This window comes from Roseovarius autotrophicus, assembly GCF_018069895.1.
Classification (GTDB): Bacteria; Pseudomonadota; Alphaproteobacteria; order Rhodobacterales; family Rhodobacteraceae; genus Roseovarius; species Roseovarius autotrophicus.
Window position 1 is genome coordinate 1 of sequence record NZ_JAGQDH010000002.1, and the last position, 18559, is coordinate 18559.

At 66.2% G+C, this 18559-nt stretch carries 22 protein-coding genes; 12 read left to right on the forward strand and 10 right to left on the reverse strand.

The window, feature by feature from the left end:
* The 5 genes from KAK09_RS03015 to queF form a co-directional block, all read left to right on the forward strand.
* Positions 1-191 (forward strand): EF-Tu C-terminal domain-related protein (locus tag KAK09_RS03015; protein WP_472908845.1); only part of this gene is annotated, 191 nt, incomplete at its 5' end.
* 152 nt (positions 192-343) lie between these two features.
* Positions 344-1036, forward strand: a complete 693-nt coding sequence (queC, locus tag KAK09_RS03020; protein ID WP_210877378.1) for a 7-cyano-7-deazaguanine synthase QueC — start codon at positions 344-346, stop codon at positions 1034-1036.
* A complete protein-coding gene (gene queD, locus KAK09_RS03025; RefSeq protein WP_210877379.1) occupies positions 1036-1392 on the forward strand; it encodes a 6-carboxytetrahydropterin synthase QueD in 357 nt (118 codons plus the stop codon). Before queC ends, queD begins: the two co-directional genes overlap by 1 nt.
* A complete protein-coding gene (queE, locus tag KAK09_RS03030; protein ID WP_210877380.1) occupies positions 1371-2147 on the forward strand; it encodes a 7-carboxy-7-deazaguanine synthase QueE in 777 nt (258 codons plus the stop codon). Before queD ends, queE begins: the two co-directional genes overlap by 22 nt.
* A 14-nt stretch (positions 2148-2161) precedes the next feature.
* Complete coding sequence (gene queF / locus KAK09_RS03035; RefSeq protein ID WP_210877381.1) at positions 2162-2626, forward strand: preQ(1) synthase; 465 nt, start codon at positions 2162-2164, stop codon at positions 2624-2626.
* Positions 2627-2717: 91 nt separating this feature from the next.
* Here queF and KAK09_RS03040 read toward each other — a convergent pair whose 3' ends face one another.
* From KAK09_RS03040 to sfsA, 5 genes are all read right to left on the reverse strand, one after another.
* A complete protein-coding gene (locus KAK09_RS03040; RefSeq protein ID WP_210877382.1) occupies positions 2718-2984 on the reverse strand; it encodes a glucose-6-phosphate isomerase in 267 nt (88 codons plus the stop codon).
* A gap of 96 nt (positions 2985-3080) precedes the next feature.
* Complete coding sequence (locus KAK09_RS03045; RefSeq protein WP_210877383.1) at positions 3081-3986, reverse strand: DMT family transporter; 906 nt, start codon at positions 3984-3986, stop codon at positions 3081-3083.
* A complete protein-coding gene (locus tag KAK09_RS03050) occupies positions 3983-5011 on the reverse strand; it encodes a DMT family transporter (protein WP_210877384.1) in 1029 nt (342 codons plus the stop codon). The genes KAK09_RS03045 and KAK09_RS03050 overlap by 4 nt, the downstream gene beginning before the upstream one ends.
* Positions 5012-5176: 165 nt before the next feature.
* Positions 5177-6001 carry a type I methionyl aminopeptidase gene (gene map, locus KAK09_RS03055; RefSeq protein ID WP_210877385.1) on the reverse strand — a complete coding sequence of 275 codons (825 nt, stop codon included), beginning with the start codon at positions 5999-6001 and terminating at the stop codon, positions 5177-5179.
* Positions 6002-6042: 41 nt separating this feature from the next.
* A complete protein-coding gene (gene sfsA, locus KAK09_RS03060) occupies positions 6043-6774 on the reverse strand; it encodes a DNA/RNA nuclease SfsA (protein WP_210877386.1) in 732 nt (243 codons plus the stop codon).
* A gap of 45 nt (positions 6775-6819) precedes the next feature.
* Between sfsA and KAK09_RS03065 the strand changes: the two genes are divergently transcribed.
* The 4 genes from KAK09_RS03065 to KAK09_RS03080 are packed head-to-tail and all read left to right on the forward strand — an operon-like array spanning position 6820 to position 9738.
* Positions 6820-7542, forward strand: coding sequence for a competence/damage-inducible protein A (locus tag KAK09_RS03065; RefSeq protein WP_210877387.1), 723 nt, complete (start codon positions 6820-6822; stop codon positions 7540-7542).
* Positions 7539-8258: a GNAT family N-acetyltransferase gene (locus KAK09_RS03070; protein WP_210877388.1), complete on the forward strand. Its 720-nt coding sequence runs from the start codon at positions 7539-7541 to the stop codon at positions 8256-8258. The genes KAK09_RS03065 and KAK09_RS03070 overlap by 4 nt, the downstream gene beginning before the upstream one ends.
* Positions 8259-8261: 3 nt before the next feature.
* Positions 8262-8828 carry a peroxidase-related enzyme gene (locus KAK09_RS03075; protein ID WP_210877389.1) on the forward strand — a complete coding sequence of 189 codons (567 nt, stop codon included), beginning with the start codon at positions 8262-8264 and terminating at the stop codon, positions 8826-8828.
* A 1-nt stretch (position 8829) separates the two neighbouring features.
* The gene (locus KAK09_RS03080; RefSeq protein ID WP_210877390.1) at positions 8830-9738 is read left to right on the forward strand and encodes an OmpA family protein; all 909 of its coding nucleotides are present in this window, start codon (positions 8830-8832) and stop codon (positions 9736-9738) included.
* Positions 9739-9750: 12 nt separating this feature from the next.
* Here KAK09_RS03080 and KAK09_RS03085 read toward each other — a convergent pair whose 3' ends face one another.
* The 5 genes from KAK09_RS03085 to fsa all read right to left on the reverse strand — a co-directional run bounded on the left by KAK09_RS03085 (position 9751) and on the right by fsa (position 13799).
* The gene (locus tag KAK09_RS03085; RefSeq protein ID WP_210877391.1) at positions 9751-10449 is read right to left on the reverse strand and encodes a CDP-alcohol phosphatidyltransferase family protein; all 699 of its coding nucleotides are present in this window, start codon (positions 10447-10449) and stop codon (positions 9751-9753) included.
* An 88-nt stretch (positions 10450-10537) separates the two neighbouring features.
* Complete coding sequence (locus tag KAK09_RS03090) at positions 10538-11125, reverse strand: cytochrome P460 family protein (RefSeq protein ID WP_210877392.1); 588 nt, start codon at positions 11123-11125, stop codon at positions 10538-10540.
* 120 nt (positions 11126-11245) lie between these two features.
* On the reverse strand, positions 11246-12166 hold the full coding sequence (locus KAK09_RS03095) for a tyrosine recombinase XerC (protein ID WP_210877393.1): 921 nt from the start codon (positions 12164-12166) through the stop codon (positions 11246-11248).
* On the reverse strand, positions 12163-12870 hold the full coding sequence (locus tag KAK09_RS03100; RefSeq protein ID WP_210877394.1) for a DUF484 family protein: 708 nt from the start codon (positions 12868-12870) through the stop codon (positions 12163-12165). The genes KAK09_RS03095 and KAK09_RS03100 overlap by 4 nt, the downstream gene beginning before the upstream one ends.
* A gap of 275 nt (positions 12871-13145) precedes the next feature.
* Positions 13146-13799: a fructose-6-phosphate aldolase gene (gene fsa / locus KAK09_RS03105; protein WP_210877395.1), complete on the reverse strand. Its 654-nt coding sequence runs from the start codon at positions 13797-13799 to the stop codon at positions 13146-13148.
* Positions 13800-13887: 88 nt separating this feature from the next.
* On the opposite strand from fsa, the gene KAK09_RS03110 reads away from it, so the two are divergent.
* The 3 genes from KAK09_RS03110 to KAK09_RS03120 all read left to right on the forward strand — a co-directional run bounded on the left by KAK09_RS03110 (position 13888) and on the right by KAK09_RS03120 (position 18462).
* Complete coding sequence (locus tag KAK09_RS03110) at positions 13888-16083, forward strand: primosomal protein N' (RefSeq protein WP_336244415.1); 2196 nt, start codon at positions 13888-13890, stop codon at positions 16081-16083.
* Positions 16084-16340: 257 nt separating this feature from the next.
* Positions 16341-17573, forward strand: a complete 1233-nt coding sequence (locus tag KAK09_RS03115) for an MFS transporter (protein ID WP_210877397.1) — start codon at positions 16341-16343, stop codon at positions 17571-17573.
* 16 nt (positions 17574-17589) lie between these two features.
* Positions 17590-18462, forward strand: a complete 873-nt coding sequence (locus KAK09_RS03120; protein ID WP_210877398.1) for a 50S ribosomal protein L11 methyltransferase — start codon at positions 17590-17592, stop codon at positions 18460-18462.
* The last annotated feature ends 97 nt before the right edge of the window (positions 18463-18559 follow it).

An 18559-nucleotide genomic window follows, 5' to 3' on the forward strand; every position in this document is an offset into this window, starting at 1 on the left:
ACTTCCGCACCACGGATGTGACCGGCACGGTGGTTCTGCCTGAAGGCACGGAAATGGTCATGCCCGGCGACAACCTGAAATTCACGGTTGAGCTGATCGCGCCCATCGCCATGGAAGACGGCCTGCGTTTCGCCATCCGCGAAGGCGGCCGCACCGTCGGCGCAGGCGTCGTGTCGAAAATCCTCGTCTGAGCCCTTTCGGGTCCGACATCACGTCGAAGGGCACCTTGCGGGGTGCCCTTTGTCTTTGACAGGCGCCCCGCCTTGTTTTCCGGGCGCGAAAGGTCTAGATCCGGGCGGTCAAGCGGTCGCAGCCTACCCGCTCTAAAAAACAAGGACAGCGCATGAGAACACTTGTCATCTGCTCGGGCGGGCTTGATTCCGTCACGCTGGCCCACAAGACCGCCGACGAGCGCGCGCTTGGCGGGCTGTTGTCGTTTGATTACGGCCAGCGCCATGTGAAGGAGCTGGAAAGCGCCGCGGCCTGCGCACGCCGTCTGGGCGTGGCGCATCGGGTGGTGGATTTGCGCAGCGTCGGCGCGGCGCTGTCGGGGTCGGCGCTGACCGATGCGGTGGAGGTGCCAGACGGCCATTACGCCGAAGAGACCATGCGCATCACTGTGGTACCCAACCGCAATGCGATCATGCTGGCGGTGGGGTTCGGCATGGCGGCGGCGGAAAAGGCCGGGGCAGTGGCGGCGGCGGTGCATGGCGGTGATCATTTCATCTACCCCGATTGCCGCCCCGGTTTTGTAGCAGCCTTTCAGGCGATGCAGGATGCGGCGCTCGAGGGCTATGCCGAGGTGCAACTCTGGACGCCATATGTCAGCGGCTCGAAGGCGGACATCGTGCGCGATGGCGCGCGGCTTGGCGTGCCTTTTGCCGAAACTTGGTCGTGCTACAAGGGGGGGCTGCGTCATTGCGGGCGCTGCGGCACCTGCGTGGAGCGGCGCGAGGCGTTTCATCTGGCGGGCGTCGATGACCCGACCGATTATGACGACCCGGAGTTCTGGCGCGCGGCGGTGGAGGGGCGTTGATGTATCGCATCACCAAGGAGTTTCATTTTTCGGCGTCCCATCAACTCTTCGGGCTGCGCGAGGGGCATCCCTGCGCGCGGCTGCATGGGCATAACTATATCGTGGTGGTGGAACTGGCCGCCGAGACGCTGAACGAGACCGGATTTGTCCGCGATTATCACGATCTGGGCGCGCTGAAGACGTATATCGATGAGGAACTGGATCATCGCCACCTCAACGACGTGCTGGGCGACGGCTGTGTTACCGCCGAGCGCATGGCGAAGCATTTCTACGACTGGGCGCGCGCGCGCTGGCCCGAGGTTGCAGCGGTGCGGGTGAGCGAGACGCCCAAGACATGGGCGGAATACCGGCCGTGAGCGATGCGATCCGCGTCTCCGAGATCTTCGGCCCGACCATTCAGGGCGAAGGCGCGCTTATCGGCGTGCCCACGGTCTTTGTGCGCACGGGCGGTTGCGATTACCGCTGTGCGTGGTGCGATAGCCTGCACGCGGTGGATGCGGAGTATCGCCATGAGTGGACGCCCATGCAGGCCGCCGGGATCATGGCCGAGGTGGCGCGGCTTTCGGGCGGGCGGCCCTTGCTGGTGACGCTTTCGGGCGGAAATCCGGCGATCCAGCCGCTGGGGCCGCTGATCGAGATGGGCCGCGCGCAGGGCTACCGCTTTGCGATGGAGACGCAAGGCTCTGTGGCGCGTGACTGGTTCGCGGGCCTTGACATGCTGGTGCTCAGCCCCAAGCCGCCCTCGTCGGGGATGACGGTGGATTGGGACATGTTCGAGGCGTGTTTGTCAGCGTCGGGTCGGGCGCTGCCCGGCGTTGCCGCCGGGCGGGGCGCTAAACCAGATGTGGTCTTGAAGATCGTCATCTTCGACGAAACGGACTATCTTTGGGCGCGCGAGGTGGCGGCGCGCTACCCGGCCTTGCCGCTGGTGTTGCAGCCCGGCAACCACACGCCGCCCCCGCCCGAGGATGACAGCGCGGTGGTCGATCACGAGGGCATCGCGGAACGGATGCGCTGGCTGGTGGGACGTGTCACGGCGGATGGCTGGTATGCCGCGCGGGTTTTGCCGCAGCTTCATGTGACGCTCTGGGGCAACCGGCGCGGGGTCTGAAAGGAGAGAGGGCGATGGCCGGGAATATCTATGAGGGGCTGAAACAGTTGGGCGGGGCGACGCGGGTGCCGCAAAGCCCTGAGGAGGCCGAGCTTGAGCGCGTGGCCAATCCGCAGGCCGACGTGGTCTATGCGGTGCGCTTTACTGCGCCTGAGTTCACCTCGCTCTGTCCGATGACCGGACAGCCGGATTTCGCCCATCTGGTGATCGACTATGTGCCGGGGGCGTGGCTGGTGGAGAGCAAATCGCTCAAGCTCTACCTCACCAGTTTCCGCAATCACGGGGCATTTCACGAGGATTGCACGATTTCGATCGCCCGGCGTCTGGTGGCCTTCCTCGAGCCGCAATGGCTGCGCATCGGCGGCTACTGGTATCCGCGCGGCGGCATCCCGATCGACGTGTTCTGGCAGAGCGGTCCCGCGCCTGAGGGCGTCTGGCTGCCCGTTCAGGGCGTGCCGCCCTATCGCGGGCGGGGATGATGCCCCGTCATCCTCGGGATTGACCCGAGGATCTGTTGGTGCGGTGGCGGGAGATCCCCGCTTGCGCGGGGATAAAGCCGTTCTTCAAGCCTCAGCAAGGTACGGTGCGATAGGTGCCGTCACCGTTGGAATAGGCGCATTGATTGGTGCGGGTGTTGCGCGCGATGAGCGTGCCTGCGGCGGCACCTGCGAGTGTGGAAATCACCGTCCAACCCGCATTGGCGTCGAATACGGCGGCACCGATGAGGCCCGCACCCGCGCCGAGGGCCGCGCCTGTCAATTCGCGGTTGTCAGACGTGTTGATGCAGCCCGCGAGCGTCAGCCCCGCAACCGCTCCGATGATCATGTTGCGTTTCATGTCATGCTCCTTTCCGTTGTCACTTTTATATAGAACAATTCGGGGCAGGTTTGAGTGCCGCAGGAAAAATCCTGTTTTTCGGCAATGAATTGCCGGTCAGGGGATGGGCGGCGGCACCTTGCGTCGCGCGCCCGAAAGCGCGTTGCCGGCAATCGCCAGAAGCAGGATCGCGCCGCCCGCCAGCGTGCTCGCGGCTGCCGTCTCGCCCAGAAACAGCCAGACCCAGACCGGCCCCAGCACCACCTCGGCCATGGACAGAAGCGTGAGTTCGGCAGCGGGCACCGTGCGCGAGCCGAGCGTGTAGAGAATGAGCCCCGCGCCCACCTGGAACACCCCCATGCCAGAGGCAATCCCCGCGTCACGGGGCGAGAGCGCGAGCGAGAGGCCAAGGGTCGCGCAAATCGCCGCCATGACCACGGTTCCGATCAGCCCCGAGAGCAGCACGGCGGGCATCATCTCGACCGATTTGCCGCGCCTGAGCGCCACGGTGAAAACCGCGAACCCAAGCGCCGAGCCGAGCGCCGCGATATTGCCCTTGAGCGCCGCGCCAGAGGTCTTGTCCCAGACCATGACGGCGATGCCGCAGAGCGCGATCAGCATCGCAATCCATGTCGCGCGGCGCACGTGCTCGCCCAGCAGCACGCGCCCGAGGAGCGCCGCCATCAGCGGGGCGGCGGCGAAAAGCATCATCGCATTGGCGACCGAGGTGGTCTGAAGCGCGAAGATCGCGCCCGAATAGGCGGCAACGAGGGCCGCCCCGGCAATAAGGCCGGGCCATCCCATCGCGCGGATAAGAGAGAGGGGCGCGCGCCCGGTGCGCATCTGGATCACGGCGTAGAGAAATACGCTCATGGCGAGCGAGCGGTAAAACAGGATCTGCCAGACCACCGCATCTTCGATGAGCCTTATGCCAAGGCCCACGGTGGACCAGAGCACACCCGCCATGAAAACCAGCAGATAGCCAGAAAGGTCGCGCTCGGGCGTGGTGGCTGCCGTTCTCATGGCGCGCGCTCTTCCCCTGGCATCTGTGGGGGCAGGGGATTGCCGGGGGCAAAGGTCGCCTCGACGGTGACGGGGATGGCATCGCCGCGCCGCGCCGCGCGCAATTCACGCCAGCCGATATAGAGCCCCGCGCCGATAATGAGCGCCATGCCGGTGAGCGTGGCAGGTGTCGGGATTTCGGCCCAGACCAGATAGCCAAGCACCACGGCGAAGGGCAGGTAGGTATAGTCGAAGGGCGCGACAAGGCTGGCCGGGGCCACCTGATAGGCCCGCGAGGCAAGCGTATAGGCCACCATTCCGATCGCCCCCAGCCCGCCAAGGCGTGCAAGCTCTGCCCAGCCGGTCGCGGGCAAGCCCCAGCGCAGATGCGCCGTTTCGGGCACTATCGGCACAACCTGCGCCACCAGCCAGCCCGCGGGCAGGATCATCACGCCCGAGAAACTCAGCGTGTAAAACCCGACGGTCAGCGTGCTCTCGCGCTCGCCGATATGGCGCGCGATGATCTGCGAGGCGGCATAGGTGACGGCACAGGCAAAGGGCAGCACGGCGACCCACGAGAACTGCCCGCCCATCGGGTTCATGGCGATCACCACGCCTGCGAACCCCGCCACCAGCGCCACCGCGCGATGCGCGCCGATACGCTCGCCCAGAAACAGCGCCGCCATGAGCGCGGTGAACAAAGGCGCGGAATAAAAGATCGTGCTCACCTCGGCCAGCCCCATGAACGGGAAGGCCGCGTAGAACATCGAGAACCCGGCAGCAAAGAGAAAGGCACGCGCCAGGTGCAGCGGCCAGAGTGCGGAACGCAGCCGGTGCGGCCCGCCGAGCCACGCGATGAGCGGCACAAGCACAAGTACCGCGACCACCGAGCGCGCAAAAAGCAGTGGCCAGACCGGGTAGGTGGCGAGCAGCCCCTTCATCACCGCGTCCTGCGCCACGAACAGCAGCATCGCCACCTCGATGCAGAGAATGCCCTGAACCGCGCGCGAGGGCGCAGGCGCGGGATGGGCGGACATCATCGCCATGGCTCTCTCCTTGGCCTTTGGATGCACGGATGCCGGGCGCGTGGTCCCGTCTGGGCGGGGTGCCTCGAATGTGTCATGCGGCAGGACGGCGCTAATGCCGGACGAGATCAGGGTGTCAGGAGGAAAAGCGACTGTCTCGCCTGTTTGCGACGGAACCTGCGGGTGTCAGTTCTGTGCGCGACCCCAGGTCGGGTGGAACAGCCCGGCGGGCGAGAGGGTGAATATCTCGGCCCCAGAGGCGGTCACGCCCACGGAATGCTCGAACTGCGCAGAGAGCGACTTGTCGCGTGTCACTGCCGTCCAGTCATCGGCCAGCACCTTGGTTTCGGGTCGTCCGAGATTGACCATCGGCTCGATGGTGAAGAACATGCCCTCTTCAAGGCGCGGCCCGCTGCCCGGACGGCCGTAATGCAACACGTTGGGCGGCGCGTGAAACACGCGGCCAAGGCCATGCCCGCAGAAATCGCGCACCACCGACATGCGTTGCGCTTCCACATAGTTCTGGATCGCGTGGCCGATATCACCAAAGGTGTTGCCGGGGCGCACCGCCTCGATCCCCTTCATCAGCGCGTCATGGGTCACGTCGATCAACCGCTCCGCCTTGCGGCTGAGCTTGCCCGCCACATACATCCGGCTTGTATCGCCGAACCAGCCATCGACGATCACCGTCACGTCAATATTGAGGATGTCGCCGTCCTTGAGCATCTTGTCGCCGGGGATGCCATGGCAGACCACATGGTTGACGCTGATGCAGCTTGCGTGGCGATAGCCCTTGTAGCCGATGGTGGCGGATTTGGCACCGGCGGCGTTCACCTTGTCCTCGATCAGCGCATCGAGCGCGCCGGTGGTCTGGCCGACAAAGACATGATCGGCGATCTCATCGAGGATCTGCGCGGCGAGGCGGCCCGCCTTGTGCATGCCTGAAAAATCCGCCACCTCGTGGATGCGGATGCCTTCGCGCGTCTGTCTGCCGCGATGCGGTTCGTTCACGTCATGCCTCGTCGTCTTGCCGGTTTTCCGTTTACTTAGGGCTATTTGCCGTCAAGGACCAGAGGCTGCGGCGTGATCACAGGCAGGCCGGGGCCGATTGTGATGCCTTCTCGCGTGATAGTCGCGCGATATGACAGGGTCATGACCCCGGCGGCGTGGGCGTGGGCCAGCGCCCGCGTATAGGCGGGGTCGATATCAGCGGCGACTGTCACGGCCCCGGCATCGCTGCGCTGCACGAGGTAGAAAAGCACAGCGCGCGCGCCCGATCGCGCCACCGCCGCCAGATCGTGCAGGTGGCGCGCGCCGCGCGCGGTCACGCTGTCCGGAAACTCGGCAAGGCCCGGCTGGCGCGAGAGGGTGACGGATTTCACCTCGACATAGGCCGCGGGCAGGCCGTTGCCCGAGAGCAGGAAATCCACCCGGCTCTTCTCGCCATAGCGTTGCTCGGGGCGGATCGTGTCATACTCGGCCAGTTCGGGGATCGTGCGGGTGACAAGTGCTTCGTGCAGCACACGGTTGGCCAGCCCGGTATCGACGCAGACCAGCGCACCCGTCGCCGTCTCGACCAGCCGCCAGCCATAGCGCAGTTTCTTGCGCGGGTCGTCGTTGCGCTCCACCCATATCCGCGCGCCCGGCTCTGCCAGCCCCATCATCGAGCCGGGATTGGCGCAATGGGCCGTCGCCTCGGTCCCGTCATCGAGCCGGATATCGGCCAGGAACCGCTTGTAGCGGCGGATAAGCACGGCAGGTATCAGGGGGCTTTGAAAGCGCATGGCGCGGGCCTATACCGGGCCATGCCGCAGATCAAGGAGGCCGTCATGCCCAACCCAACCGCCGCCATGCTTGTCATCGGGGACGAGATTCTGTCAGGGCGCACGCGCGATGCGAACATGCATTATCTGGCCGGCGAGTTGACGCGCGCGGGGCTGGACCTGCGCGAGGTGCGTGTGATCTCCGATGACGGCCCGGCCATCGTCGCTGCGGTGCAGGCGCTGAGCGCCGCCTTTGACGTGGTGTTTACCTCGGGCGGTATCGGTCCCACCCATGACGACATCACCGCCGAGAACGTGGCCGCCGCCTTCGGGCGGCCCATTTCGGTGCGCGAGGATGCGCGCGCGATCCTCGCCGCGCATTATGCCGCACGCGGGCAGGAGCTGAATGCGGCGCGGCTGCGCATGGCACGCATCCCGGAGGGCGCCACGCTCATCGAGAACCCGATCAGCGCCGCGCCGGGTTTCTCCATCGGGAACGTGCATGTTTTGGCGGGGGTGCCGTCGATTTTTCAGGCGATGCTTGCCTCGGTCCTGCCAGGGATCACCGGCGGCGCGCCGCTTCTGTCGCAAAGCTACGAAATCCGGCGCGGCGAGGGCGATATTGCCACGCCGCTGAGCGATCTGGCCGCGCGATACCCGGACCTTTCGGTGGGTTCTTATCCGTTCATCCGTGATGGCTGTCACGGAGCGAATATCGTGATCCGGGGGGCTGATGGCGCGCGCGTCGATGCCGCCATGGCCGAGCTTGCCGGGATGTTTCCCGCATGATGCCGGATCTTGCCATGCTTTATGCCGTGACCGAGGCGACATGGCCGCCCGCGGCGACCGAAGTGCTGGGCCCGGTCACGTTGCGCGAGGGCCGTGGCGGCGGCAAGCGCGTATCGGCGGCCACCGCCTCGGGGCCGGTCACGGCGCAGGACATCGCCCGCGCCGAGGCGGCGATGCGCGCGCGGGGGGAATTGCCGCTCTTTCAGGTGCGCGCGGGCGAGGGGGGGCTGGATGCGATTCTGGAGGCGCGGGGCTATCGGGTGGTCGATCCGGTCACTGTGCTGGTCGCGCCGGTCGCGGCGCTCACCGGGGAGCGTCCGCCGCGCCTGACGACCTTTGCCGTCTGGGAGCCGCTGGAGATCATGCGCGAGATCTGGGCCGAGGGGGGCATAGGGCCTGCGCGCATCGCGGTGATGGAGCGGGTGACAGGGCCGAAAACCGGCCTTTTCGCGCGCCATGCCGATCAGCCCGCCGGTGTCGGCTTTGCTGCGATCCACGGCGATGTGGCCATGGTGCACGCGCTCGAGGTCCGCGTGGGGCACCGCCGGGCGGGCGTCGGGCGGCTGATGATGGTGCAGGCGGCGCTCTGGGCCGAGGCGCAGGGGGCGGCGTATATCGCGGTGCTTTGCACCCAAGGTAACGAGGCCGCGAACGGGCTTTATGCCGCCATGGGCTTTTGCGTCGCGGGGACGTATCATTACCGCGCAAAGGAGTGAGCCATGACCGACAGACCCACAGCCCTTGATTTGCCGATGGTCGATCCGCTGCCCGAGGCGACCACGCGCTATTTCGAGATTTGCGAGGAAAAGCTGGGGCTTGTGCCCAATGTGCTGCGCGCGCACGCCTTTGATATCGAAAAACTCGACGCCTTCACCGCGCTTTACAACACGCTGATGCTCGCCCCCTCGGGACTGTCGAAGCTGGAGCGCGAGATGATCGCCGTGGTGGTCAGCTCGATCAACCGCTGCTGGTATTGTCAGGTCGCCCATGGCGCGGCGGTGCGGGCGCTCTCGGGCGATCCGGCCCTGGGCGAGGCGATGGTGATGAATTACCGCGTGGCTGGGATCACCCCGCGCCAGCGCGCGATGCTCGATTTCGCGGCGCGGGTGACGCAGGCCAGCGCCACCATCGAGGAGGCCGACCGGCAGGCGCTGCGCGACCATGGGTTTTCCGACCGCGATATCTGGGACATCGCCAATGTGGCGGGGTTTTTCAACATGTCGAACCGGGTCGCGTCGGCCACGGGCATGGTGCCCAATCCCGAGTATCATTCGCAGGCGCGCTGAGATGCGCGGGCGGCTGGCGGTTCTGCTGTTCGCGGTCGTGGCAACAGGCGCGCTGGCGCAGGATCTGCCCTTGGCCGACGGCGCCGAGCGCACGGCGGAGGTGATCCGCGAGGCCGACACGATCCACCTGCCCTCGGGGCCGTTCGCGGGTGGCGCGGTGCCGCGCCTGCGCCTTGATGGCCGGATCACGAGCCGCGCCTGGCGGATACCGGAGCGCGGGCAGGGCACGCTGGCGCGGCTTGCCCCCCTGCGCGAGGCGCTGGAAAAGACAGGCTGGGAGGTGGTGTTCGACTGCGCCGCCGAGGGCTGCGGCGGATTCGATTTCCGTTTTGCCACGCCGGTTCTGCCCGCGCCTGCGATGTTCGTGAATCTTTTCGACTATCGCTACCTTCTGGCGCGGCGGAGCGAGGAACACGCCATGCTTTTCGTCAGTCGCGCGGGCGAGCGCGCCTATGTGCAACTGACCCATGTCGGCCCCGCCGGAACCGGTGCCCCGCCAGCCGTGAGCGAACCCGAACCCGGGTCCGCGCCCGAGGCGGACGATCTGGCCGCGCGGTTGCGCGCGCATGGGCATGTGATGCTGGCCGGGCTCGATTTCGCCAGCGGTGCCGCTGCCCTCGGGCCGGGGCCTCATGCCGATCTGGCGGCGCTGGCGCGCTTTCTGGCCGAGACGCCTGACGCGCGCATCGCCCTTGTCGGCCATACCGACAGCGTGGGCGGGCTTGAGCCGAATATCGCGCTCTCGCAGGCCCGCGCCGAGGCGGTACGGGCGCGTCTGATCCAGGACCATGGCACCGATGCCGCCCGCATCGAGGCGCGCGGGGTGGGCTATCTCGCCCCGATTGCATCCAACGCCACGCCCGAGGGCCGGGAGGCCAACCGCCGCGTCGAGGTGGTGCTTCTGGAATAGCGGACGAGGCGGTCAGATTTCGGGGCGCTCGCGCACGATCTGCTGCACGATGCCTACGAAGAGCAGGTAGAGGCTTGTCACGACCAGCCCCCAATGCGCCCAGCTTTGCGGGTCGAAATGCACCAAGGCCGCCCAGCCGGCAAAGAAGGTCCAGGCCAGCGCCATCGGCAGCGACAACCAGCGCCAGCGGCGTGTGCGCACCGGGTGGATGAACTTGAGCGGCAGGAACATCGCCAGCGAAAGCGCGGTCACGAGCGCAAGGCTGATCCAGAAATTCGGCTCGATCGCGAACAGCACCAGCACCACCATGTTCCAGCAGCCGGGAAAGCCGGAAAAGGAATTATCAAGCGTTTTCATGCGCGTATCTGCGAAATACATGGCGCTGGCAAAGGTGATCACGATGATGGCGAGCCAGCCCGTCCAGCCCGGCAGAAGACCCGACTTGAACAGCGCGAAGGCCGGGATGAATACATATGTCAGGTAGTCGATGATCAGGTCGAGCAGCACGCCGTCGAATTCGGGCGCATATTTCTTGACGTGGTAGCGCCGCGCCAGCGGGCCGTCGATGCCATCGACGGCAAAGGCCACCACCAGCCAGAGAAACATCAGTTCCCATTCGCGATCGATCGCGGCCAGCATGGCCAGCATGGCAAAGACAGCGCCGGTAGCGGTGAAGAGATGGACGAGGATGGCACAGGTGCGCGGTGTCATGTCCGTTTCATGACTCATGGGCTTTGGATTTGCAAAGCGAAACCCGGCCCCCTTGCGGGGACCGGGCCAAGAACCGCGCGGGCGCGGATCAGTTGGACAAGCGCACCTCTTCCACCGGATAGGCCATCATGTCCTGTGTCTCCCAGGCGACGTGGCAATCGTGGCAAAAGTTCTGCTTGAACTTCATCGGCTGGCCGTTGGGCTGCAGGCCGGCATAGACCCAGTCGCCGGTTTCGGGCGCGGACCCGGCCTCGCCCTTGGTCATGATGAAGAGCGGGCCGACGCGGGCCTCCTTGTTCTTGGTGGAGATGGTGATGCTCTCCTTGGCGAGCACCGAGCCTGCGGGCATGGTCACGTCCTCTTCGGCGAATTTGAGATACTGCTCTGCGGCGACATCGTTGGCGAAGGTCAGCAGCAGGCGGTTGCCATGCGCGCCCTGCACGGCAGGACGGGTCGCGGTGACGGCCCAGTCGCGATAGGCGGTGGCCACCTCATTGCCCTCTTGCGCGTAGGCTGCGGCCATCTGGTCGCCGATGCAGGCATAGATTTCTGCGATCGCGGCCTCGTCGAGATCGAACGCATCCTCGACATTCGCGGCACAGGCCTGCGCGGCAGCCTGCTGCCCCATCATCACACCAAGGGTGAGGGCGGTGGCGGCAATATAGTGACGTTTCATAATGATCCTTCTCCGGGTTTCTGACGTGACTCGAGGGGTCGTCCGGGTCAAAGGGTGGCATATTATGGCTGTAATTGAACTTAACTATTCTGTGAGGCTGGCCGTGAGCCTGTGCCGCGCTCAGCCACCACCCTGCGGATGGGTGCGGGCATAGACCTCCATCAGCCGTGCGGTATCGACGCCGGTATAGGCCTCGGTGGTCGAGAGCGAGGCGTGGCCCAGAAGCTCCTGGATCGTGCGCAGATCGCCGCCGGCATTGAGCAGATGCGTGGCAAAGCTGTGGCGCAGGGCATGGGGCGTGGCGGTGGCGGGCAGACCAAGCTGCGCGCGCACCCGCGCCATGAGTTTCTGCACCGGACGGGCCCCGAGCGCGCCGCCGCGAGTGCCGTAAAAGAGCGGTGAGGTGGCGGTGATCGGAAAGGGACAAAGCCGGATGTAGGCCATCACCGCCGCACGGGCGGGCGCGATCACCGGCACGATGCGTTCCTTGCCGCCCTTGCCGGTGATGCGCAGCACCTCTGCCATGGGCAGCGCCGCGCCGGTGAGGCCAAGCGCCTCGGAAATGCGCAAGCCGCAACCGTAGAGCAGGGTGACAACGGCCTGGTCACGGGCGGCGATCCATGGCTCGGTCGCGTGTTCGCCTGACATATCGATCACCTCCTGCGCCGCCCCGACCGAGAGCGGGCGGGGCAGCTTGCGGGTGAACTTGGGACTGCGCGCCGAGAGCACGGTAGTCGGCTCGAACCCCTCCCGCTCTGCAAGCCAGCGATAGAAGCTCTTGACCGCCGAGAGGCGGCGGGCGAGCGAGCGCGGCCCAAGCCCTGCGCCGCGCTCATGCGCCATAAAGGCGCGCATGTCGGCGGTGGTGATGCGGGCAAGCGCGGCAAGGCCCTGCGCCCCGCCGTGATGGGCGCACATGAAGGTGAGAAAGGCACGCAGGTCGCGCCCGTAGGCGTCTATGGTGTGATCCGAGGCCCCTTCAAGCGCTTTTTGCGTGGCCAGCCACGTCTGGAGCGCGTCGCGGGCGGCCGCGCTGATCACGACAGCCAGCGGCGCATCACCCTCTCGAACACGCCCGCGAAAAAGGCCAGAAGGTCGGCGCCCTGCTGCGGGCTGAACTGGTGCGGGTCCTCGGCCCCCATGACCAGCATCCCGGGCAGGCGGTCGGCGCCGAAATCGAGCAGAAGGCACGCCTCCGAGCGCATATGTTGGGCGGCGCGGCCATAGACGCGCATATCGCCCTCGTCGATCTGGCGCAGCGTCACCTGCCGGGCGGGCGCATCGCGGCCGCGGGACAGGTAGGATCGGATAAAGCCCGGCTCGGCCACCGAGAGCACATCGCCCAGACGGCGCACCGCCGGGTCATTGTCGTTCTGCACCGATTCGAGCACCAGCCGCACCGCATCGACGCGCAGGATATGGGCCACTTCGCCATCGAGATCGCGCAGAAAGGTCTCGAACTCTACCGGGTCGAGCATCCGCAGGATGGCGCGGTGTACCTGGTTGGTGCCGGCAAGATTCTCGTAGGCTGCCGCAATCACCGATCGGTGCGTATCCTCGAGCCGGTCGAGCCGCGCCTCGAGCCGATCCATGGCGATACCGCGCAGATCGACGATATTGCCGCCCATGGCCCGCTCATTCGCGGCGATGAGGGCGCGCATGAGATCCTGATCGTCAAGGATCATGTCGGGCTGCGCGATGATACGTTCGCGTAGCCTGTCGGTCATCTGGGTGGGGCTGCTCATGCCGGGGCCTCTGGTATTTTGCAGGCGTTATAACAGAAGGCTGTGGACAATGCCGCAAGAAATTTCGGTTTTCGCGGGGGCGTGCGTCCTTCGGGTGCCGTCCGAGGGTGACGGTTTCCCCCCCGTTCCCCGTCATCCTCTGGCTCGGCCAGAGGATCTCGTGCCGCAAGAGACCCTCGGATCAAGTCCGAGGGTGACGGCGGAGAGGGAGACCCTCGGATCAAGTCCGAGGGTGACGTGGGGCTGCCCGGGGGTGACGGGGGCGTGGGCGGAGGTCAGATGATCTTCTGTCCGGTCTTTTCCCAATCGGCCATGAAGGCCGCCAGCCCCTTGTCGGTGAGCGGGTGCGCGGCCATGGCCTTGATCACGGCGGGCGGCGCAGTCATCACATCCGCGCCCAGCATGGCCGATTGATAGGCGTGGTTCACGCTGCGGATCGAGGCCGCGAGGATCTGCGTCTCAAACCCGTAATTGTCATAGATCTGGCGGATGTCGGAGATGAGTTCCATCCCGTCGAGGTTGATATCGTCAAGCCGTCCGATGAACGGAGAGATGAACGTGGCCCCCGCCTTGGCGGCCAGAAGCGCCTGATTGGCCGAAAAACACAGCGTCACGTTGACCATGTGCCCCTCGCCCGAGAGCGCCTTGCACGCCTTCAGCCCGTCCCAGGTGAGCGGCACCTTGACGGCGATGTTGGCGGCGATGGCGGCCAGCTTGCGGCCCTCGGCGATCATGTCATCGGCCTTGAGCGCCACGACCTCGGCGCTCACCGGTCCGTCAACGAGGGCGGCGATTTCGCGGGTGACTTCGAGGATGTCGCGCCCCGATTTCAGGATCAGCGACGGGTTGGTGGTCACGCCATCGACCATGCCCAGATCGTTCAATTCGGCGATCTGGTCGATTTCGGCGGTGTCGACAAAGAATTTCATGGGCTTGCCCTTTCCGGTGTCCGGGTTGTCTCGCGTCTGCCTTTACCGCATAGATCGGGGGCCTGAAACCCCGCAAAGGAGCGATCGCGTGAACCTGCCCGAGCATTTCGACGAGGGTGCGCTGGTGGCGGTGCTGACCGCGCAGCCGTTGGGGGGCACGCTGGATTACCTCGTGCCCGAGGGCGGTTTGGGTCTGGGTGATTTCGTCGAGGTGCCGCTTGGGCCGCGCCGCATCATGGGGGTGGTCTGGGGGCCGGGTGCGGGCGGTTTTGACCTCACGAAGGCGCGCAAGGTGGGCCGCGTGCTCGATCTGGAACCGATGCGCGGCGAGATGCGCGAATTTCTGGCGCGCGCGGCGGCCTATACACTGACGCCGCTGCCCATGATGCTGCGGCTGGCCACGCGCGCGCCGGGGCTCTCGGATCCGCCGGGCGCGCACAAGATCTATCGGCTGGGCGAGGGCCTGCCCGCGCGGCAGACGGAGGCGCGCGCGCGGGTGCTGGCGGTGCTGCGCGATCACGGCGGCCTGGGGTTTGGGCTGCGCGATCTGTGCGATCTGGCGGGGGTGAGCGCGGGGGTCATCAAGGGGCTGGTGGCGCAGGGCGCGTTGATCGAGGAGACCGCGCCGCGCGACGCTCCCTATCCGCGCCTTGATCCCGACCGCCCCGCGAAGCACCTGACCGAGGATCAGGCGGCGGCGGCAGAGGCGCTTGGCGCAGGCGTGCGCGCGGGCGGCTATGGCACCACGCTTTTGCGCGGGGTCACGGGATCGGGCAAGACCGAGGTCTACCTTGAGGCGGTGGCGGAGTGTTTGCGAAAGGGGCGGCAGGCGCTGGTGCTTTTGCCCGAGATCGCGCTGACGGCGGAGTTTCTCACCCGTGTCGAGATGCGGTTCGGCGCGCGCCCCGCCGAGTGGCATTCGGGGGCCACCATGGCCGAGCGCCGCAGGGTCTGGAAGATGGCCGGGCAGGGCGGCGTTCAGATGGTGGTGGGCGCGCGTTCGGCGCTGTTTCTGCCGTTCCGCGATCTGGGGCTGATCGTGGTGGATGAAGAGCATGACGGATCCTACAAGCAGGAAGACGGGGTGCTTTACCATGCGCGCGACATGGCGGTGCTGCGCGCGTCGATCTGCGGGGCGCGGGTGGTGCTGGCCTCGGCCACGCCAAGCCTTGAAAGTTGGGTCAATGCCGAGGCGGGGAAATACGCGCGGCTTGACCTCGCGTCGCGCTTCGGGGTGGCGGTGATGCCCGAGCTTGCGGCGATCGATCTGCGCGCCGAGGCGGTGCCGGCGGGGCGGTGGGTGTCGCCCACCCTGCGGCGCGCGGTGGCCGAGCGGCTCAAGGCGGGTGAGCAGGCGATGCTGTTTCTCAACCGGCGCGGCTATGCGCCGGTGACGGTGTGCCGCGCCTGCGGTCATCAGGTCGGCTGTGATCAGTGCGATGCGCGCATGGTCGAGCACCGGTTCCAGAACCGCCTTGTTTGCCACCAATGTGGCGAGAGCGCACCGATGCCCGTGGCCTGCCCCTCCTGCGGGGTGGAGGGGCGCATGGCCCCGGTCGGGCCGGGGGTGGAGCGGCTGGCAGAGGAGGCGGCGGCGCTGTTCCCCGAGGCCCGGATCGCGGTGTTGTCGTCGGACCTCTTCGCCTCGGCGCGGGCCCTCAAAGAGCAGATCGGGGCGATTGCCGAGGGCGGGGCGGATATCATCATCGGCACGCAGCTTGTGGCCAAGGGGCACAATTTTCCGCTGCTGACGCTGGTCGGCGTGATCGACGCCGATCTAGGGCTTCAGGGCAGCGATCTGCGCGCCGCCGAGCGCACGTTTCAGCTCATGCGGCAGGTGGCGGGGCGGGCGGGGCGCGCCGAGCGGCCGGGGCGCGCGCTGCTCCAGACCCATCAGCCCGAGCATTCGGTGATCCGGGCAATCCTTGGTGGCGACGAGGAAGGGTTCTGGCGCGCCGAGGCGCGCGAGCGGCAGGCGGCGGGCGTGCCGCCCTATGGCCGGATGGCGGGGATCATCCTGTCCTCGCCCGACATGAAGGCCGCATTCGATCTGGGCGGGTGGCTGGCGCGCAACGCCGGGCCGCTGCGCGCGGCGGGGGCCGAGGTGTATGGCCCCGCTCCCGCGCCGATTGCGCGGATCAGGGGGCGGCACCGGGTGCGGCTTCTGATCAAGGCCCCGAAGGGTGCGGCGCTGCAGGCGGCGCTGACGCAATGGCTCGCCCCGGTAAAGCTGCCTGCGCAGATGCGGCTTGCGGTGGATATCGACCCGCAGAGTTTTTACTGAAGGGGACGGTTTTCCTTCTTCCGCCGTCATCCTCCGGCTTGACCGGAGGATCTTGTGCGGCAGGAGACCCTCGGATCAAGTCCGAGGGTGACGGGAGACGGGGAGAGACCCCCGGGTCAAGCCCGAGGGTGACCGCCTTTTAGGGGTGGGCGGAGGAGATCACGAGAGGCACGCGGGGCGCGGGTTCGGCCAGCGCCGTGCGCTTCGCTGCATCTCGCCTCTCGCCAATCCCGTGGCGTCGGCGTATGAGATCCGCCATGAGCCGTCAGTTTCCCATCGCCGATGCCAAATCGTTGCCCTTCTGGCGGCGGCCCGTGACGCTGCTTTTTCTCATGGCTGCTGCCATGCCGGTGGCCTTTGCTACATGGTCGGCGCTGCTCAACAATTTCGTCATCGAGGTGGCGGGGTTTGATGGCTCGGATATCGGGTGGCTGCATACGGTGCGGGAAATTCCCGGCTTTCTGGCCGTGGGTGTGATCGTTCTTATCCTCTTCTTTCATGAACAGGTGCTGGCGCTGGTGTCGCTGCTGATGCTGGGAGTGGCCACCGCGCTTACGGCGCAGTTTCCGACGCTCGGCGGAATACTGATGATCACGCTGCTGAGTTCCATCGGCTTTCACTATTACGAGACGGTGAATCAGTCGCTGCAATTGCAATGGCTGGACAAGAAGCGCGCGCCGCAGATGTTGGGCTGGCTGCTGGCGGCCGGGTCCGGGGCAACGCTGGTGGCCTATGCGCTCATTGTGGTGACATGGCGGGCGTTCGATCTGAGCTACAACCTTGTCTATATGGTGTCGGGCGGGTTTACCGCGCTGGTGGCGGTGTTCTGCCTGTTCGCCTTTCCGCGTTTCGAGGCGCCCAATCCGCAAGTCAAGAAGATGGTGCTGCGCCGCCGCTACTGGCTTTATTATGCGCTGCAATTCATGGCAGGCGCCCGCCGCCAGATCTTCATCGTGTTCGCGGGTTTCATGATGGTCGAGAAGTTCGGCTTTGACGTGCACGAGGTCACGGCGCTTTTCATGATCAACCTTGTGGTCAACATGGTGGTGGCGCCGCTGATGGGGCGCGCGGTGTTCCGCTTTGGAGAGCGCAACACACTGGCCTTCGAGTATTTCGGGCTGGCGCTGGTGTTTCTTGCCTATGGCGGGATTTACATGTTTGGCTGGGGGGTGGTGCTGGCGGCCACGCTTTATGTGGTCGATCACATCCTGTTTTCGCTGGCGTTGGCGCTCAAGACCTATTTCCAGAAGATCGCCGATCCGGGCGACATTGCCCCCACCGCCGCCGTGGCCTTTACCATCAACCATATCGCGGCGGTATTCCTGCCTGCGGCGCTTGGCTATCTGTGGCTGGTGTCGCCAGCGGGTGTGTTCCTGCTGGCGGCGGGTATGGCCTGCGTGTCGCTGTGCCTTGCGCTGCTGATCCCGCGCCACCCCGAGCCGGGCAACGAAACGGTATTCTCGCGCTTCGTGCCCGCGCCAGCCGAATGATTCCAAGGAGGGCCAGATGACCACATGGACCGCGCTGACCACACTGGCCGACAAGGACCGCGCCGAGGCGCTGGCCGAGGCGCTGGAGACTTTCGAGCCAGAGCCCACGGGTGTCGGCGTGCTGGAGCGTGAGGACGGCTCGGGCCTGTGGGAGGTCGGCGCCTATTTCGAGGCGGCGCCGGACGCGGTTGCGCTCGACCTTCTGTCAGCGGCGCATGATGGGCGTCCCTTCCTTGTTTCGGAACTGCCCGAGGTGGATTGGGTCGCCAAGGTGCGTCGCGATCTCGCGCCGGTCGTGGCGGGGCGGTTCTTCGTCTATGGCAGCCATGATGCCGACCGCGTGCCCGAAGGGGTCGAGCCGCTTCTGATCGAGGCGTCGATGGCCTTTGGCACCGGGCATCACGGCACCACGTTGGGCTGTCTGCGCGCGCTCGACCAGCTGGCGTCGGCGGGGTTCACGGGGCGTTCGGTGCTTGATCTGGGGTGCGGCACCGCCGTTCTGGCGATGGCGGCGGCGCGGATCTGGCCGGGCGTGATGCTCGCCTCGGACATCGACGCGGTGGCGGTCGAGGTGGCCGAGGCGAATGTGGCCGCGAATGGTCTTACGGGCCGCGTGCGCTGCATCGAGGCCGAGGGGCTTGAACATCCCGACCTGCGCGCCGCGGCCCCATATGACCTCATCTTCGCCAATATCCTCAAGGGCCCGCTTCTGGCGCTGGCGCCGGGCATCACCGACAGCCTGATGCCGGGCGGCAAGGTGATTCTCTCGGGTCTTCTGAATGAACAGGCGGACGAGGTGATCAAGGTTTATTCCGGACTTGGAAACAGTCTTGAGAATCATTCCGAAATTGGTGACTGGTCTACGCTTATCCTTGCTAAAGCTTACTGAAAATACGACATAAATTGGCCCGATGGGGTGGATTCGCCTTTTTGTTGCCACATTTCGACCCTACCACAGTCGCATAGCGGTGGGGGCCGCTTTCAGG

Bases quoted from the DNA above. Each gene is read 5' to 3' on its own strand.
- queC (WP_210877378.1), top strand. From the start codon at position 344: ATGAGAACACTTGTCATCTGCTCGGGCGGGCTTGATTCCGTCACGCTG.
- queD (WP_210877379.1), top strand. From the start codon at position 1,036: ATGTATCGCATCACCAAGGAGTTTCATTTTTCGGCGTCCCATCAACTC.
- queE (WP_210877380.1), top strand. From the start codon at position 1,371: ATGGGCGGAATACCGGCCGTGAGCGATGCGATCCGCGTCTCCGAGATC.
- queF (WP_210877381.1), top strand. From the start codon at position 2,162: ATGGCCGGGAATATCTATGAGGGGCTGAAACAGTTGGGCGGGGCGACG.
- KAK09_RS03040 (WP_210877382.1), bottom strand. From the start codon at position 2,984: ATGAAACGCAACATGATCATCGGAGCGGTTGCGGGGCTGACGCTCGCG.
- KAK09_RS03045 (WP_210877383.1), bottom strand. From the start codon at position 3,986: ATGAGAACGGCAGCCACCACGCCCGAGCGCGACCTTTCTGGCTATCTG.
- KAK09_RS03050 (WP_210877384.1), bottom strand. From the start codon at position 5,011: ATGGCGATGATGTCCGCCCATCCCGCGCCTGCGCCCTCGCGCGCGGTT.
- sfsA (WP_210877386.1), bottom strand. From the start codon at position 6,774: ATGCGCTTTCAAAGCCCCCTGATACCTGCCGTGCTTATCCGCCGCTAC.
- KAK09_RS03065 (WP_210877387.1), top strand. From the start codon at position 6,820: ATGCCCAACCCAACCGCCGCCATGCTTGTCATCGGGGACGAGATTCTG.
- KAK09_RS03070 (WP_210877388.1), top strand. From the start codon at position 7,539: ATGATGCCGGATCTTGCCATGCTTTATGCCGTGACCGAGGCGACATGG.
- KAK09_RS03075 (WP_210877389.1), top strand. From the start codon at position 8,262: ATGACCGACAGACCCACAGCCCTTGATTTGCCGATGGTCGATCCGCTG.
- KAK09_RS03080 (WP_210877390.1), top strand. From the start codon at position 8,830: ATGCGCGGGCGGCTGGCGGTTCTGCTGTTCGCGGTCGTGGCAACAGGC.
- KAK09_RS03085 (WP_210877391.1), bottom strand. From the start codon at position 10,449: ATGACACCGCGCACCTGTGCCATCCTCGTCCATCTCTTCACCGCTACC.
- KAK09_RS03090 (WP_210877392.1), bottom strand. From the start codon at position 11,125: ATGAAACGTCACTATATTGCCGCCACCGCCCTCACCCTTGGTGTGATG.
- KAK09_RS03100 (WP_210877394.1), bottom strand. From the start codon at position 12,870: ATGAGCAGCCCCACCCAGATGACCGACAGGCTACGCGAACGTATCATC.
- fsa (WP_210877395.1), bottom strand. From the start codon at position 13,799: ATGAAATTCTTTGTCGACACCGCCGAAATCGACCAGATCGCCGAATTG.
- KAK09_RS03115 (WP_210877397.1), top strand. From the start codon at position 16,341: ATGAGCCGTCAGTTTCCCATCGCCGATGCCAAATCGTTGCCCTTCTGG.
- KAK09_RS03120 (WP_210877398.1), top strand. From the start codon at position 17,590: ATGACCACATGGACCGCGCTGACCACACTGGCCGACAAGGACCGCGCC.